Source organism: Providencia sp. Marseille-Q8014 (assembly GCF_965112055.1).
Genome location: NZ_CBCOPT010000001.1, coordinates 1,463,112 through 1,478,727 on the forward strand (window position 1 = coordinate 1,463,112; position 15,616 = coordinate 1,478,727).

The following is a 15,616-nucleotide window of genomic DNA, read 5'->3' on the forward strand; positions in this document are numbered from 1 at the left end:
ACATTATGTTTGAACCAATGGAGCTAACCAACGATGCGGTGATTAAAGTCATCGGCGTTGGTGGCGGCGGCGGTAACGCCGTTGAACACATGGTGCGTGAGCGTATTGAAGGCGTTGAGTTTTTTGCCGTCAATACTGACGCACAGGCACTGCGCAAAACCGCAGTCGGACAAACAATCCAGATTGGTACTGGTATTACTAAAGGCCTAGGTGCAGGAGCAAACCCTGAAGTAGGTCGTAATGCCGCTGAAGAAGATCGTGAAGCTTTACGCAATGCACTTGATGGTGCAGACATGGTCTTCATTGCAGCCGGTATGGGTGGTGGTACAGGTACAGGTGCTGCTCCAGTCGTGGCTGAAGTTGCTAAAGAGCTGGGTATACTAACGGTTGCCGTCGTGACTAAGCCTTTCAATTTTGAAGGCAAAAAGCGTATGGCATTTGCGGAATCGGGAATTACTGAGTTATCAAAACATGTTGACTCATTGATTACGATCCCGAACGATAAACTATTAAAAGTCTTAGGTCGTGGTATCTCTTTATTGGATGCTTTTGGTGCTGCAAACGATGTCCTTAAAGGTGCCGTTCAAGGGATTGCAGAACTGATCACACGCCCTGGCTTGATGAACGTGGACTTTGCTGACGTACGCACTGTTATGTCAGAAATGGGCTACGCAATGATGGGTTCAGGTGTTGCTCGTGGTGAAGATCGTGCTGAAGAAGCGGCTGAAATGGCTATTTCAAGTCCACTTCTAGAAGATATCGACCTTTCTGGTGCACGCGGCGTTCTTGTCAACATTACCGCTGGTTTCGATCTGCGTTTGGATGAGTTTGAAACGGTCGGTAATACCATTCGTGCATTCGCATCTGATAATGCGACCGTTGTTATTGGTACATCACTCGACCCTGAGATGAATGATGAACTACGTGTTACTGTTGTTGCAACAGGTATTGGGATGGACAAGCGTCCTGAAATTACACTGGTCAATAACAAAATGTCACAGCAGGTTTCTATGGAACAGCGCTACCAGCAAATGCAAAGTAGCATGTCTTCTATGTCTTCATTGACAGAAGAAAAACCAGCTGCGGCGAAAGCGGTGAATGACCAAAATACGCAAACAAATAAAGAACCCGATTATTTGGATATTCCTGCATTTTTGCGTAAACAGGCCGATTAATTTTAATTATATTGGTTTCTCCGCTTTTTGTGCTAAACTTTCCTGCTGGTTATCTAGTATGATAATCAGCAGGACGGATAACATTGCGAGAAAAAAACGATGATCAAACAAAGGACACTTAAACGTATAGTTGAAGCGACTGGTGTTGGTTTACATACTGGCAAGAAAGTCACGCTTACTCTGCGTCCAGCGGCGGCAAACACCGGGGTCATCTACCGTCGTACTGACCTAAATCCTCCGGTTGATTTTCCGGCTGATGCTAAGTCTGTCCGTGATACCATGTTATGTACTTGTTTAGTTAATGAAGATAACGTGCGTATTTCGACCGTAGAGCATCTGAATGCTGCTTTGGCAGGATTAGGTATCGATAACATTGTTATTGAAGTCAATGCGCCTGAAATCCCAATTATGGATGGCAGTGCAGCACCGTTCGTCTTCTTATTGCTAGATGCAGGTATTGAAGAACTGAATTGTGCGAAAAAATTCGTACGTATTAAAGAAAAAGTGCGTGTAGAAGATGGTGATAAATGGGCTGAATTCACACCATATAATGGTTTTAGCCTTGATTTTACTATTGATTTTAATCACCCTGCTATTGATAGCAGTACGCAGCGTTATAAAATCGATTTTTCTGCTGAAGCCTTTGTTAGCCAAATTAGCCGTGCGCGTACATTTGGTTTTATGCGTGATATTGAATATCTGCAATCTCAAGGCCTATGCTTAGGCGGTAGTTTCGATTGTGCTATCGTTGTTGATGACTATCGTGTCCTCAACGAAGATGGTTTGCGTTTTGAAGATGAATTTGTTCGTCACAAAACACTTGATGCTATCGGTGACCTATTCATGTGTGGACATAATATTATTGGTGCATTTACTGCCTATAAATCTGGTCATGCATTGAATAACAAACTTCTACAAGCGGTACTGGCTAAAGAATCTGCTTGGGATTTGGTGACATTTGAAGATGAAGCTGAATTACCCGTGGCATTCAAAGCACCTTCAACGGTTTACGCTTAATCAAGTTAAGTTGGTAAACAGTTGAATCAGTTGTTGTTATAAAACGCGAATGTCAGCGTTAATCTTTTCTGTTGGTTGTGCTGGTACTCTCTCCGGCCAGCGCAGCCAGCCGCTCTAGTCTCTGTTTTAAATCTTTTGAACTATTCTCTGCTAAACGTAAAAGATGCTTAGCCGTTTCCGCACTTATTCTCCGTTCATTCCTAGTTTGCATATTTTTAACTGTTTGATTATTCAGTGAGCTATTTTCAGTCTTTTTTCGCATAAGAGTAGGATTGATTCTGATGTCTATGGAAGATAAAGATGGTAGAATAGAGCCTCGTAATGCAGAAAGTAGATTAAGTTTTTCGTAATTTAATCGGGTCATCCAGCTTGCATTAGCAACCTCGATAATCAAAATGCTGTTACGATAGTTTGCAACGCGGCACATCGGCTTAAGTTCGCTAGGGAGCAATCCTTTAACAGCTTTGTTAAGCCGGTTAATCGCGTTAGCAGTACGCTGAATAGTTAATAGGGGGCTGCTCGTTTTAGCGAGTGACTCCTCAAGGACATCGAATAATGCTTGTGGGTGACTATCTCTCATTTTTCGGCTCCGCCTAATGTGTTAGGTTTATTCTTAAGTATAGCTGAGTAGTATAACGCGAACTTGAATAAAAATAGTGTAACAGCAACATAATATAAGACTTTGATGGGCATTTTAAATCTTTGGCGACAATTTGGTAGAAGATACTTGTGGTCTCATTTCCTATTAGGACTTGTCGCTACAGGGATTGGCATGCCTGCGATTTTAAATGCCTTATCAGATGCTCAGCAAACCCAGTTTAATTCGTCTGTTAATCGCCAAAATCAAGCGGTTAGTGCTTTTGATAACTTATTTGCACAACAACAACCCCAACGTTCTTCACCGTCATCGTCCTATTCTGTGAATTATTGGCAGCAACATGCGGTTAGGAATGTCATTCGACAACTGACTTTCGCTTTTTCAAACACTGAAGATGGTGATACGAATTTACAAGATGAAGCTAAAGGTTCACTACTAGCTCCACAAGTCATGCTTGATACGTTGTATGCCATGCTGGCACAACGTTCACTTCAATGGGGTGACAATGTTACCCAACCGGAACGCTACGCTTTTCCACATTTTGTAGCATATCAACCTGCAATTTGGGTTGCTCAGGTTCATGGGATCCGTGCCGGTCCTCTTATGAGTTAATTAGCAATAACATTGTCGATCTTGAGATATGCACTATGTTCTAAGCAAATTACATGATTTAATTGTTTAGTAATTAACTGAATTACCTGAGAATATATAAATATGTTAACAAAATTATTAACCAAAGTTTTTGGTAGTCGTAATGACCGTACCCTCCGTCGTCTACGTAAAGAAGTCGAAAAGATTAATCGTCTTGAGCCGGAGTTTGAAAAGTTAAGTGATGATGAACTCAAAGCTAAAACCCAAGAATTCCGTGAGCGTCTGAGTAAAAACGAAAGCCTTGAAAGCATCATTCCTGAAGCGTTTGCAACTGTTCGAGAAGCCAGTAAACGTGTTTTTGGTATGCGTCACTTTGATGTACAGCTGATTGGTGGGATGGTTTTGAACGAGCGCTGTATCGCTGAGATGCGTACTGGTGAAGGTAAAACACTGACAGCGACTCTCCCTGCTTACTTGAACGCATTAACGGGTAAAGGGGTTCACGTTGTTACAGTTAACGACTATTTGGCGAAACGTGATGCTGAAAACAACCGTCCATTATTCGAATTTTTAGGCCTGAGTGTTGGTATAAACCTTCCAGGTATGCCAGCAGGACTTAAGCGTGAAGCTTATGCGGCTGATATTACTTATGGTACTAACAACGAATTCGGCTTTGACTACTTACGTGACAACATGGCATTTAGCCCAGAAGAGCGCGTACAGCGTAAATTACACTACGCATTGGTGGATGAGGTTGACTCAATTCTTATCGATGAAGCGCGTACACCACTTATTATTTCTGGTCCGGCTGAAGATAGCTCAGAACTGTACAAAAAAGTTGATAAATTAATTCCTAAACTTGTGCGTCAAGAGAAGGAAGACTCTGACACTTTCCAAGGTGAAGGGCATTTCTCAGTAGATGAGAAATCACGTCAGGTCACGCTGACTGAGCGTGGTTTAGTACTGATTGAGCAACTGTTAACGGAAGAAGGCTTAATGGAAGAAGGTGAATCACTGTATTCTCCATCAAACATTATGCTGATGCATCACGTGATGGCAGGCTTACGCGCTCATGCGTTATTTACACTGGATGTGGATTATATTGTTAAAGACGGTCAAGTTATCATCGTTGATGAACATACAGGCCGTACAATGGAAGGCCGTCGTTGGTCTGATGGCTTGCACCAAGCGGTGGAAGCAAAAGAAGGTGTTGAGATCCAAAATGAAAACCAAACACTGGCATCAATTACCTTCCAAAACTATTTCCGCTTATACGAAAAACTGGCGGGTATGACGGGAACCGCGGATACCGAGGCATTTGAGTTTAGCTCTATCTATAAATTAGATACCATTGTTATCCCAACTAACCGTCCTATGATCCGTAAGGATTTACCTGACTTAGTCTATATGACTGAAGAGGATAAATTCGCAGCGATTATTGAAGATATCCGTGAAAGAACACAAAACGGCCAACCCGTGCTCGTGGGGACTATCTCAATTGAGAAATCAGAGCTGATTTCTAATGCATTGAGAAAAGCAAAAATTGAACATAATGTATTGAACGCGAAATTCCATGCTTTAGAAGCGGATATTGTTGCGAACGCAGGTCAAGCTGGAGCGGTTACTATCGCGACTAACATGGCTGGTCGTGGTACGGATATTATGTTGGGTGGTAGTTGGCAATCTGAGGTTGCAGCTTTGGAAGCGCCAACCCAAGAGCAAATTGATGAAATCAAGGCGCGTTGGAAAGAGCGTCATGACGCGGTACTTGCTGCTGGTGGTTTACATATCATCGGTACAGAACGTCATGAATCTCGTCGTATCGATAACCAGTTACGAGGTCGTGCGGGTCGTCAAGGTGATGCCGGTTCTTCACGTTTCTACCTCTCCATGGAAGATGCGTTGATGCGTATTTTTGCCTCTGATCGTGTCACAGGCATGATGCGTAAATTAGGCATGAAACCGGGTGAAGCGATTGAACACCCATGGGTCACGAAAGCTATTGCAAATGCGCAACGTAAAGTTGAAAACCGTAACTTTGATATTCGTAAGCAGCTGCTTGAATATGATGATGTAGCGAGTGACCAACGTCGTGCTATTTATACTCAGCGTAATGAGCTGCTTGACGGTGGTGATATTAAAGAAACGGTAGATAGCATTCGTCAAGATGTATTCACGACCACTATTGATGCCTATATTCCACCACAATCTTTGGAAGAAATGTGGGACATTGAAGGGCTACAAAAACGCTTAGTCAGTGATTTCGATTTAGATTTACCAATTAAAGAATGGTTGGATAAAGAGCCTGAATTACATGAAGAAACTCTTCGTGAGCGTATTATGGAAAAAGCCATTGAAATCTATCAGAAAAAAGAAGAGATCGTTGGCGCGGAAATGATGCGTAATTTCGAAAAAGGTGTCATGCTACAGACGTTAGATACATTGTGGAAAGAGCATTTGGCTTCGATGGATTATTTACGTCAAGGTATCCATTTGCGTGGTTACGCGCAGAAAGATCCAAAACAAGAATATAAGCGTGAATCTTTCAACATGTTTGCGAATATGCTTGAATCGTTGAAATACGAGGTTATCAGTACACTATCTAAAGTTCAGGTTCGTTTACCTGAAGAAGTTGAAGCTTTAGAACAACAGCGTAAAGAAGAAGCAGAACGCTTAGCGAAAAAACAGCAGTTGAGTCATGATGCCGGCGCTGAATCATTGATGTCTGAAGCTGAAGCACAGATAGCCACACAGGGTCATAAAATCGGTCGTAATGATCCTTGTCCTTGTGGTTCAGGCAAAAAATATAAGCAATGTCATGGCCGCTTAAAGTAATTTAATATCACATCACACAAGGCGGGGTAACCCGCCTTTTTAACGAAGAAATTATGGAAAAAAAACATCTGTATATTGCCGCTGGCATCATCCGTAATGATGACCACAAAATATTTATTACTGAGCGCCCAAGTGGCACTCATATGGCGGGTTTTTGGGAATTCCCTGGCGGAAAATTAGAACACGGGGAACAGCCTGAAGATGCGTTAATTCGCGAGTTAGAAGAGGAAGTAGGGATAATTGTCACTGAATGTGAGCTCTTTCACTGTGTTGAACATGAATTTGATGAACGCCGTGTGACTCTCTACTTTTATATGGTTTCTCGTTGGGAAAATGAGCCTTATGGGAAAGAGGGACAAAAAAGCCGTTGGGTCGATCAGAAAGATTTAGTGGCTAGTGAGTTCCCACCTGCGAATCGTATTATTATTGATATGCTAAAATAATTTTCCCTGAACTCACCGTCAGTTAAGAGGGGATTAATCATCATTTCTGTGCTGATAGAAGAGGGTGATTAAAATCAGGCTGTGAGTAAAAGTAAGGTAAGCTTTCGTTTATTAAGCGGTTTACGATAAAGTGAAATGGCGCGAGTTATTCGCATAATGCCTTATATTCCCGTTAATTTATTAACAACAGGATATAAGGCATGTCATTAACAGCAATAGCTATCTTGCTTGTTGCTATTAATGTTCAGGTTGTTCACTCCAATTATCACTGTCAGAAATATCACCTTGGCTGGCAATTCGTTTTTCTTCAGCCGCCCACTCACCAAGATCGATAAGTTGGCATCGCTTACTGCAAAATGGCCTAAATGGGCTTTCTTCTCCCCAAATAACAATTTTCTGGCATGTTGGACAATTAACTTCAATTTTTTCCGTCATTTACTACTTCCCCCTTATTAACAGCAGGATAATTCAAAAGTCATCATTGCGGGTACAATACCATTTTCGCTGTCAATGTGAAGAAAACGAATTGCAAATCGTGTTTTATGGCCTGAAATTTGAGGGAAAATCAGCTTATCGCTTGATAGCCTCACCCTTAATAACTCTTTATCTTCGACACTATCTTGATAAAAGCCATTGTGACACTCTTTAATTTCAAAAGAGCCCGCTTGACGAATAAGGTTCAAGATTGTATCTAACGTATCTTTCAAAGGGGCTAGGCTTTTAAGCCAACCGCTAATAGCTTGCTCTTTCTGTTCTTGCGGCATATGTAACCACAATTGGAGTGTGGGGAGATCAAAACTACAGCATCCGCCGGGAATACTTAATCGTTGGCGAACCATACTAATGATTTTATCGTTCCTTAGCTGTTGACCAAATCTAGGTGCTGTTGTGATATTTGCGGCTTTAGTTGCAAGGTCGTTAAGTAGAGATGAAATAAGCTGATTGTCTGCATTCGGTGCATCGGACCAAGCAGATAAACGTCTACGTTGCTTTTCAAGCTCTTTGATCATATCAGATCGCACTTCGCCCCTATCAAGAATTTCTATTAATTCTGATACGGAACGGAAAAAAGCAATACCGGATGTATAGGAGGTAATGTGGCTAAGTTCATAAACTTGATTTAGCAGTGTTTCGAGCCTTAGCCATGAGCGAATTTTTTCATTCAATGGATACTCGTAAGTGACGAAGTTTACAGTGTTTGATTCACTCATATTGATTTCCTATTTGTTCTGTTGTGCTAGCGTCATATACTTTTCGTGGAGTGCAGCGACCTTTTCAGCAATATCAGATTCACCATCATGATTTGTAATAATGTCATCACTTTGTAACAAGCGGTTTTCTCTGCTAGTTTGCGATTGCATAATATTAGCTACATGTTCTTGATTAACATTATCTCTTTGCATTGTGCGCTGAATTTGTTCTTCAGGGGTAACATCAATGACAAGAACCCGATCCGCTAGGTGTGATAGCTTGTTTTCAAATAATAAAGGAACAACCCAAATGACATAAGGGTTGGTAATTTGTTGTAATTGTCTTTGTGTCTCTTGCTGAATGAGGGGATGAAGTAGGGCATTTAGCCATTGTTTTTCAGATTCATTAGAAAAAATAATTTTCCTAAGATGCTGGCGATTGAGAGAACCATCCGATTGAATAATGTTTTCATCATAACGGTTTTTAATCGCTGCAAGAGCAGGCGAATTAGGTTCTACCACCTTTCTAGCAATAATATCGGCATCGACCAGTGGTACCCCTAGCTTAGCAAATTGATTAGCAACGGTTGTTTTTCCGCTACCAATTCCTCCTGTTAGTGCAACAATATAGGCCATAATCGTATTCATTGTTTTGAAAAATAATAGGTTACACGGATTTCTCCTGTTTGTCTTCACTCAGGAGATAATACGCACTGTAAGCTTACCGGACTTACCGTCAGTAGGTAGTTTTATAGCATAAATAGATAAAATGCTATCCTATAATTAACTATATCAAATGGTTGTTATAACATTTCCTAAATTAAATATAGGGAGGTACATTGCGACCATTATGCTCCCAACAAGTAAGGCCATTAATAGGAGCAATATGGGTTCTAAGTTTTTGAGTGATTTTTCCATGAGGGCGGTATGTTGAGTTGAAAAATGAGTAAATAAGTATTGTGAAAAGTGAGGTAGTTGGCCTGACTCTTCTGCCACCGCAATCAATTGATAGACTATTGCGGGGAAAAAAGAGTTATGTTTAACGGCATTAGACAATGATTCTCCTTTTAACACAGATTGATATACCAATAAGCTAGTTTTTTTATAGATTGGTGTATGGATCGTCTCTGCTGTGCATTTCAGACATTCTGTTAATGGCAGCCCCGCGCCTAGTGTAGAGGATAAGGTTAGAAAAAATATATTGAGATTATTTATTTCAATGAGTTTTTTTATCGGGGGAATATAAAACAGTAAACTCGCCATGAATATTGAAAAATAAGCATTAAACCGCCAAATAAGTGATAAGGAAATTAGGGTAATCGGCAGTAAATAAACTAAATACTGAGTGATTAAATTAGAAATGCTTATCATTAATTTAGTGATCGCTGGTAACTCATGTTGAAAACTATGATAAATAGTTTCAAATTGAGGTAGTACATAAATTAACATAATAAAAACTAACACAATTGACAATAACACGAGTATTAACGGATATCTCAGTGACTTTATAACCTTTTTTTGGGCTTCAGCATCGTGTTTTAGCATGGTAGCGATAATTTTAAAGGTTTTTTCATAATCTCCTGTTTTTTCGGCTACTTTTACTAAACTGATAATTGTTGGAGTGAATATGTTTGGGTGCTTCTCAAGATTATTGGAAAGATTATTCCCGCGTTTTAAATCATAAATTGCTGATGCGATGATTTTTCTCCACAATGGATCTTTTATATTTTTTTGTAAAATATATAGGCTTTGCAATAAATTAATGCCAGAGGAGAGGAGCGTATTTAATTGATAAAAAAAATGGACGCGATAATGAATGTTGCTCTTATTCAGAATGAATAACGATCTAAAACGGATTTGAATAGGCGTGTGTTCAGACTCGAGTAACTCAATAAATGCAGATTTTTTATTTCTAGAGATAATGGTATCTTTAATAAGATTATTTTCATGAGATAACGCGATATAGGAATAAATAAACATTATAATTCTTCTCCATATCCGATGACTGAATATAGCTCTTGTAGCGTTGTTTCTCCGCTATCGATTAAATTTAAACCATCTTGAAAAAGCGTTTGAAAATGATTGGTATGATTTTTTTCATAATGAAAAATTTGGCTAAGCGCATTTTGTTCCAGATATTCATAGATTGCTGTTCTTCCCATAAAACCCGCAAAACAGAGATCACATCCAGCCGATGACCATTCTTTAATTGAGATATTTTCACTTATTTGCACGACCTTTGGCTGTTTTACTTTACAGTTAGGGCATAATCGACGTACGAGTCTTTGTGCAATGACCATTTTTAAACACGAACTGAGTTGTGATTTACTCACCCCGAGTTGAGTCATTCTATCAATGGCACTTAACGTGCAGTTGGTATGCAAAGTCGATAATACTAGGTGCCCTGTTTGTGCAGCTCTGGTTGCAATCTGGGCTGTTTCCTCATCCCTAATTTCTCCGATCATAATAATATCTGGGTCTTGTCGAAGTAACGCGCGTAATATATGTGCAAAACTTAGCCCATATTTATCATTAACGTGTATTTGATTAATGCCTGACAATGGGATTTCAATCGGGTCTTCAATAGTCGATATATTACGTGAAGATTGATTGAGATATTCTAATGAACTGTAGAGTGTGACTGTTTTTCCACTACCGGTAGGCCCAGTCACGAGAATTAACCCCTGTGGCTGCAATAATTTTTTCTTTAAACTGACCAGTAACTGATTATTCATACCAATTTGTTCAATAGAATATTTTAGCTGAGTATTCTGTATTCGTAGAACTAACTTTTCTCCATATAGCGTTGGAATCGTTGATAAACGGATACTGTAGTTGTGTCCATCAAAATACCAATTCATTTGCCCATCTTGCGGTAATCGTTTTTCTGCAATATTTAATTTTGCTAGTATTTTTATGCGTGCAATAATTTCATTATTGATTTCTAATGGTGGGGATGGAATAAAATAGAGTTTACCATCAACGCGTAGGCGGATTTTCAGCCCCTGTTTTGTCGGTTCAATATGAATATCAGAAGCGCGTTTTCTTACTGCGGCTTTCAACATATTTTCAGCAAAATCAACGGCTGGAGAAGTGATAGCTAATTGTTCTTTTTCCTGGCTATGGTATACGGTTTCTGGTTCTTGAATCTCTGCATATTTTTTATTGAAGTAGTGGTCAATTTTTTCTTTTGGCCAAATATCATAACATACAGGCACACCAGCAATAAAACGTAAAGTCGCAAGAACATTATCATGAGGTTTTTTAGGTACACCGATAGACAGTCGTTTATTATTATAATCTACAATAATAATATAATGTTTGTCACAGACACTTTTAAGCTCTTTGAATATAAAATCCTGTTCCCTGGTGGTCATCATAATTTATCCTATTTTTCAGAATACAAATGTATTTTCACATAACGTTTTTAATTTATTATCATTGCTGCTTTCACATATGACTTGCCATTGAAAGGGGGAGCTATCAGTCGGGACTGTTGGTGTTAATGTGACGGATAAACTGTCGAGATTTTTGTCTGCGGTGAAATTTATCACTCCGGATGCTACATCTATATTTTTTATATATTTTCCTTTTATATTGTTGGGGATATTTTCACTCCCTGCATTACAGGCTGCGAGTGTTCCTCTATTAAAGGCACAGATCTCTATATTATTCTTATAAGGTAAAATAGTTTGCAATACATCGGTTATGGCGGCCTTTTGCATATAACCTTGATAACCGGGGATAGCAATAGCACTTAATATGGAAATTATTGCAATAACGACCATGATTTCAATTAAAGAAAATCCTTTTTGATTCATATAGCCTCCTTGTTGGGTGAGGGGATACTTTAAAATGGAAGGGATGATTATTTAATTCAATAAAATTCATTTTGCGAAAGGCTATGTAAATGAAAAATTGAAAATGACACATATTACATTTTCTTGGGAGGAGCCTCGCAAATACAGATTGAATGGAAAATAACATGTTTTATTTATTAGCGAGTATGATAGCTATAATATGTATAAAGAATAAATAGGATAAGTTGATTATAAAAATAATAGGAACCTTATTATATATTTCTATTATTTATTGCGATTAAACGAGATTAGCAAGATATGTGATAGATCCAATTTGAAAAACGCTATGGTGCGATTAAAACAGTGGATAAATAAAAGCGGCAAAAGATGCCGCGAGATGTTAATTCATAATAGTGTTTATCAACAGTGTGTGGCTAACTGTGTTTTAAATCGTTGCCAATCAAAATAAGGTCCAGGATCTGTCTTTCGATTGGGGGCGATATCGCTATGCCCCGTGATGTGGTTCTTGATTTCAGGGTATAGCGTGATAAGAGAACACGTGAGTTTGGTTAATGAATCGTACTGTGCAGTAGTAAAAGGTTCAAAATCAGTACCTTCTAGTTCAATGCCAATAGAAAAATCATTACACTTTTCTTTACCTTGATAACTCGATTGTCCTGCGTGCCACGCTCGTAGATGAAAAGGAACATATTGAATAATTTCGCCATCTCGGCGAATTAAACAATGAGCAGAAACACGAAGGTGTTTAATTTCGTCGAAAAAGGGATGCTCTGTTGGATTAAGTGTTCCAGTAAAAAGTTGGTTGATATAAGACCCCCCAAACTGCCCTGGCGGGAGGCTAATGTTGTGGATCACCAAAAGAGAAGGGGACACATTTTCTGGTCGTTCATCATGATGTGGTGACGGGATATGGGTCACATTTTGCAACCAACCATTATGTATTTTCATATCCAGTGCCATAGTATTCCTTTCTATCTATTCTTCATTTGCAAACATCGCTGTGAGGAAGAAAGATTAGCATATACATAGAATAATTCGAGTTGTATGTTTGTATTCAATAACGTGTTTTTTTTGTTAAAGCGAAGAAGATGCTAAAGTAATTTGGTTGATTAAGCGAGAGATAGGTTTATCACACATGCCATGTGCCTTGAAGTGACAGGATAGATGGCGAATTGCACATACAGGTATTGGAGTTTATTGATGGCGACAAGGCGTTATGACGAAAATCAAAGACGTGAAGCACTGTTTGAAAAATTAAATACTGATATTCCTTTTATGGTCACTCATGCATTAAAAGAAGACCTTGGCCAAATTGTAGATGTTCGACAAGACATCACGGGGCAATTGTTACAGCCAGCAGCCCGCGCAACTGCTCGTATTATCACGAGAGAAGATGGTGTGTTTTGTGGTCAAAAATGGTTAGAGGAAGTATTTAAGCAGCTTGGTGGGCAAATCGATATCACATGGCATGTTAATGATGGTGATAAAGTGGTTCCAAACCAGCTACTTTGTGAAATGTCAGGTCCTTCGCACATCCTATTGACTGGTGAAAGAACGGCCTTAAATTTTATTCAAACGTTGTCTTCTGTTTCCACGGTCACCGCGCAATATGTGGCACAACTTGAAGGCACTAAAGCAAAACTCTTAGATACGCGTAAAACTATTCCAGGGCTAAGAAGCGCTTTAAAATATGCAGTATTAATGGGAGGAGGATATAACCATAGACTTGGTTTATCAGATGCTTATTTAATTAAAGAAAACCATATTATTTCTGCTGGCTCAGTAGCTAAAGCTGTCACGTTGGCACGACAAGCTCATCCTGAAGTGCCAATTGAAGTTGAGGTTGAAAATTTAGATGAATTACTGCAAGCATTAAAAGTAGATGCAGATATCATCATGCTCGATAACTTTACCGTTAATATGATGAAAGAAGCCGTGGTGCTAACGGCTGGTAAAGCCGCCCTCGAAGTGTCAGGAGATGTAACATTAGACACGATCAAAGAGTTTGCAGAAACAGGCGTTGATTTCATTTCTGTCGGTGCGCTCACGAAACACATTAAAGCGATGGATCTATCGATGCGTTTTGCGGAAGAAAAATAAGTAAGCACTGATAGATGGAAGTAGATTTAACCTATTTATGAATTTTAACCTTCTGTATATACAGCAAAACTCTCGTCCTTGATGGCTAGGTAAGAGAATGACCAAAGCGAGAAAGTGCCTTATTTTCTGGCTTTGGTGTCATCGAGTGAGCCTCGATTTCTATATCGTTATTTAATAGAGACGGTGCCGACTGATTGTTTTACTGGTGCACTGAAGTGACTTTCTAGGGAAGGAACATTGAGCATGACAAAATGCGTTGACGATGTTGATTTTATTTCTATTGTAATCAACCAATCAACCAATCAACCAATCAACCAATCAACCAATCAACCAATCAACCAACCGGTTAACCGACTGACCGATTGACCAAGTTATAAGCAGAGTGCATATTTATTTCAGGGTGTTAAACGACATTTTGGCTTATCTGTGTGGAGAGAGCTTAAAATAACGACACGGCTACGCTTTGGGCTGCATTCTTGTCTGAATACGATGTAATCGGGTTGCTTGTAGATTTTTGTATGGTTAAATTTTGCTATTTTAGTGAATCCATACAACTCTTATATTGAGTAAAACAACAAATAGTATGAATAGTTAGCGATATTCTTCACTCCAACTCATGTATGTTTCTTGCGCGTATCGCTTTGATTGAGAGTAGTGAGAGAATATTCATTTTTTATGAATTTAAATTCCAAATATCTGCAACTATATCGTTTCAGCTTCTTTGTTTAAGCATATAAATTCGATAGAAATGTTAAATCGACGTGTTTGTGATAGGCGAATTGGTTATCAAAACATGCTAAACTTTAAAAAAATCTGTTAAAATTTGCAGGATTTTATGATTTAGCGCAAGGTCTTTATGGACAGTTAGTGAATACTTTGTTACTTTATTAATCCATAATGAAATTGGTATTACCAATTAACACTGAGTGATACCTAATCAATAATTAATCACTAATGATCATGGCAGGTTATGGCTTACGGTAAAATTCGCCAACCAAAATTATCGGATGTCATCGAGCAGCGCCTCGAGCATCTTATTTTCGAAGGGACATTACGCCCCGGCGAAAAGCTGCCTCCTGAGCGTGAACTGGCAAAACAGTTCGACGTTTCTCGGCCATCAGTACGTGAAGCTATCCAAACCCTCGAAGCCAAAGGGCTATTATCACGCCGTCAAGGTGGTGGTACGTATGTTCAAAAACAAATGTGGCAAAGTTTTAGTGACCCACTAACCGAACTCCTTACCGGTAATCCAGAATCTCAATTCGATCTTCTTGAAACTCGTCATGCCCTTGAAGGTATAGCGGCTTATTATGCCGCATTACGCGGTACTGATGAGGATTTAGAACGTATTCGACAAAGTTATGAATTGATCATAAAAGCTCAACAAAGTGGGGATATTGATGCGGAATCTAATGCGGTTTTGCAATATCAACTTATTGTCACAGAAGCAGCACATAATGTAGTCATACTGCACTTATTACGCTGTATGGTGCCGATGTTGGAACAGAATATTCGTCAGAACTTTGAGTTTTTATATACCCGTAAAGAAATGTATAAAGCAGTTAGTGAACATCGTGCTCAGATATTCTCCGCTATAATGGCAAGAGAACCTGAGAAGGCAAGAGAAGCTTCTCATCGTCATTTAGCATTTATTGAAGAGTTACTTTTGGATATTAGCCGTGAACAAACAAGACGTGAACGCTCTTTACGTCGGTTGCAACAACATCCTGAATTAAATTAGTAATGCAGATTACTGACTGCTGCGTCTGTATTACTGTGACTACTCTCTGTGAGAGTTCTAGCGGCAACAACAGCAGGGCCTATCTTCCCGCTATTTTCTGCAAAG

The 15,616-nt window shown here is 39.3% G+C and carries 16 protein-coding genes; 8 read left to right on the plus strand and 8 right to left on the minus strand.

Annotated features, from left to right (window positions below; genetic code table 11):
• Nucleotides 1–5 precede the first annotated feature (5 nt).
• Both ftsZ and lpxC read left to right on the plus strand, forming a co-directional pair.
• A complete protein-coding gene (ftsZ, locus tag ACWPW6_RS06305; RefSeq protein ID WP_154622674.1) occupies nt 6–1,175 on the plus strand; it encodes a cell division protein FtsZ in 1,170 nt (389 codons plus the stop codon).
• Nucleotides 1,176–1,274: 99 nt separating this feature from the next.
• Nucleotides 1,275–2,192, plus strand: coding sequence for a UDP-3-O-acyl-N-acetylglucosamine deacetylase (gene lpxC / locus ACWPW6_RS06310; RefSeq protein WP_154622673.1), 918 nt, complete (start codon nt 1,275–1,277; stop codon nt 2,190–2,192).
• Nucleotides 2,193–2,250: 58 nt separating this feature from the next.
• Here the strand turns inward: lpxC and ACWPW6_RS06315 are convergent, their stop codons facing one another.
• Nucleotides 2,251–2,772 carry a DUF721 domain-containing protein gene (locus ACWPW6_RS06315; protein ID WP_154622672.1) on the minus strand — a complete coding sequence of 174 codons (522 nt, stop codon included), beginning with the start codon at nt 2,770–2,772 and terminating at the stop codon, nt 2,251–2,253.
• Between the two features lie 105 nt (nt 2,773–2,877).
• On the opposite strand from ACWPW6_RS06315, the gene secM reads away from it, so the two are divergent.
• The 3 genes from secM (at nt 2,878) to mutT (ending at nt 6,659) form a co-directional block, all read left to right on the plus strand.
• The gene (gene secM / locus ACWPW6_RS06320) at nt 2,878–3,402 is read left to right on the plus strand and encodes a secA translation cis-regulator SecM (RefSeq protein ID WP_154622671.1); all 525 of its coding nucleotides are present in this window, start codon (nt 2,878–2,880) and stop codon (nt 3,400–3,402) included.
• A gap of 102 nt (nt 3,403–3,504) precedes the next feature.
• A complete protein-coding gene (gene secA / locus ACWPW6_RS06325) occupies nt 3,505–6,216 on the plus strand; it encodes a preprotein translocase subunit SecA (protein WP_163860899.1) in 2,712 nt (903 codons plus the stop codon).
• Between the two features lie 53 nt (nt 6,217–6,269).
• The gene (gene mutT / locus ACWPW6_RS06330; protein ID WP_163860900.1) at nt 6,270–6,659 is read left to right on the plus strand and encodes an 8-oxo-dGTP diphosphatase MutT; all 390 of its coding nucleotides are present in this window, start codon (nt 6,270–6,272) and stop codon (nt 6,657–6,659) included.
• A gap of 237 nt (nt 6,660–6,896) precedes the next feature.
• Here the strand turns inward: mutT and yacG are convergent, their stop codons facing one another.
• The 7 genes from yacG to ampD form a co-directional block, all read right to left on the minus strand.
• Nucleotides 6,897–7,094: a DNA gyrase inhibitor YacG gene (gene yacG / locus ACWPW6_RS06335; protein WP_154622668.1), complete on the minus strand. Its 198-nt coding sequence runs from the start codon at nt 7,092–7,094 to the stop codon at nt 6,897–6,899.
• A 17-nt stretch (nt 7,095–7,111) separates the two neighbouring features.
• Entirely contained in the window at nt 7,112–7,870 is a 759-nt protein-coding gene (gene zapD, locus ACWPW6_RS06340) for a cell division protein ZapD (protein WP_154622667.1), read from the minus strand.
• 9 nt (nt 7,871–7,879) lie between these two features.
• Nucleotides 7,880–8,485, minus strand: a complete 606-nt coding sequence (coaE, locus tag ACWPW6_RS06345; RefSeq protein WP_154622666.1) for a dephospho-CoA kinase — start codon at nt 8,483–8,485, stop codon at nt 7,880–7,882.
• A gap of 156 nt (nt 8,486–8,641) precedes the next feature.
• On the minus strand, nt 8,642–9,829 hold the full coding sequence (locus tag ACWPW6_RS06350) for a type II secretion system F family protein (RefSeq protein WP_154635761.1): 1,188 nt from the start codon (nt 9,827–9,829) through the stop codon (nt 8,642–8,644).
• Nucleotides 9,829–11,229 (minus strand): ATPase, T2SS/T4P/T4SS family, encoded by a 1,401-nt coding sequence (locus ACWPW6_RS06355; protein WP_154635760.1) that lies wholly within the window; start codon nt 11,227–11,229, stop codon nt 9,829–9,831. Before ACWPW6_RS06355 ends, ACWPW6_RS06350 begins: the two co-directional genes overlap by 1 nt.
• Before the next feature lie 15 nt (nt 11,230–11,244).
• A complete protein-coding gene (gene ppdD / locus ACWPW6_RS06360) occupies nt 11,245–11,670 on the minus strand; it encodes a prepilin peptidase-dependent pilin (RefSeq protein ID WP_154635759.1) in 426 nt (141 codons plus the stop codon).
• Nucleotides 11,671–12,069: 399 nt separating this feature from the next.
• Nucleotides 12,070–12,618: a 1,6-anhydro-N-acetylmuramyl-L-alanine amidase AmpD gene (ampD, locus tag ACWPW6_RS06365; protein ID WP_250000490.1), complete on the minus strand. Its 549-nt coding sequence runs from the start codon at nt 12,616–12,618 to the stop codon at nt 12,070–12,072.
• A gap of 252 nt (nt 12,619–12,870) precedes the next feature.
• On the opposite strand from ampD, the gene nadC reads away from it, so the two are divergent.
• The 3 genes from nadC to pdhR all read left to right on the plus strand — a co-directional run bounded on the left by nadC (nt 12,871) and on the right by pdhR (nt 15,511).
• A complete protein-coding gene (gene nadC / locus ACWPW6_RS06370) occupies nt 12,871–13,770 on the plus strand; it encodes a carboxylating nicotinate-nucleotide diphosphorylase (RefSeq protein WP_154625097.1) in 900 nt (299 codons plus the stop codon).
• Nucleotides 13,771–14,013: 243 nt separating this feature from the next.
• Nucleotides 14,014–14,136, plus strand: coding sequence for a hypothetical protein (locus tag ACWPW6_RS06375; RefSeq protein WP_369119982.1), 123 nt, complete (start codon nt 14,014–14,016; stop codon nt 14,134–14,136).
• 604 nt (nt 14,137–14,740) lie between these two features.
• Complete coding sequence (pdhR, locus tag ACWPW6_RS06380; protein ID WP_154625096.1) at nt 14,741–15,511, plus strand: pyruvate dehydrogenase complex transcriptional repressor PdhR; 771 nt, start codon at nt 14,741–14,743, stop codon at nt 15,509–15,511.
• The last annotated feature ends 105 nt before the right edge of the window (nt 15,512–15,616 follow it).

Coding starts and splice junctions, on each gene's coding strand:
- yacG (WP_154622668.1), bottom strand. CDS start 7,094: ATGACGGAAAAAATTGAAGTTAATTGTCCAACATGCCAGAAAATTGTT.
- coaE (WP_154622666.1), bottom strand. CDS start 8,485: ATGGCCTATATTGTTGCACTAACAGGAGGAATTGGTAGCGGAAAAACA.
- secM (WP_154622671.1), top strand. CDS start 2,878: ATGGGCATTTTAAATCTTTGGCGACAATTTGGTAGAAGATACTTGTGG.
- mutT (WP_163860900.1), top strand. CDS start 6,270: ATGGAAAAAAAACATCTGTATATTGCCGCTGGCATCATCCGTAATGAT.
- secA (WP_163860899.1), top strand. CDS start 3,505: ATGTTAACAAAATTATTAACCAAAGTTTTTGGTAGTCGTAATGACCGT.
- ACWPW6_RS06355 (WP_154635760.1), bottom strand. CDS start 11,229: ATGATGACCACCAGGGAACAGGATTTTATATTCAAAGAGCTTAAAAGT.
- pdhR (WP_154625096.1), top strand. CDS start 14,741: ATGGCTTACGGTAAAATTCGCCAACCAAAATTATCGGATGTCATCGAG.
- nadC (WP_154625097.1), top strand. CDS start 12,871: ATGGCGACAAGGCGTTATGACGAAAATCAAAGACGTGAAGCACTGTTT.
- ACWPW6_RS06315 (WP_154622672.1), bottom strand. CDS start 2,772: ATGAGAGATAGTCACCCACAAGCATTATTCGATGTCCTTGAGGAGTCA.
- ftsZ (WP_154622674.1), top strand. CDS start 6: ATGTTTGAACCAATGGAGCTAACCAACGATGCGGTGATTAAAGTCATC.
- ppdD (WP_154635759.1), bottom strand. CDS start 11,670: ATGAATCAAAAAGGATTTTCTTTAATTGAAATCATGGTCGTTATTGCA.
- ampD (WP_250000490.1), bottom strand. CDS start 12,618: ATGAAAATACATAATGGTTGGTTGCAAAATGTGACCCATATCCCGTCA.
- ACWPW6_RS06375 (WP_369119982.1), top strand. CDS start 14,014: ATGACAAAATGCGTTGACGATGTTGATTTTATTTCTATTGTAATCAAC.
- zapD (WP_154622667.1), bottom strand. CDS start 7,870: ATGAGTGAATCAAACACTGTAAACTTCGTCACTTACGAGTATCCATTG.
- ACWPW6_RS06350 (WP_154635761.1), bottom strand. CDS start 9,829: ATGTTTATTTATTCCTATATCGCGTTATCTCATGAAAATAATCTTATT.
- lpxC (WP_154622673.1), top strand. CDS start 1,275: ATGATCAAACAAAGGACACTTAAACGTATAGTTGAAGCGACTGGTGTT.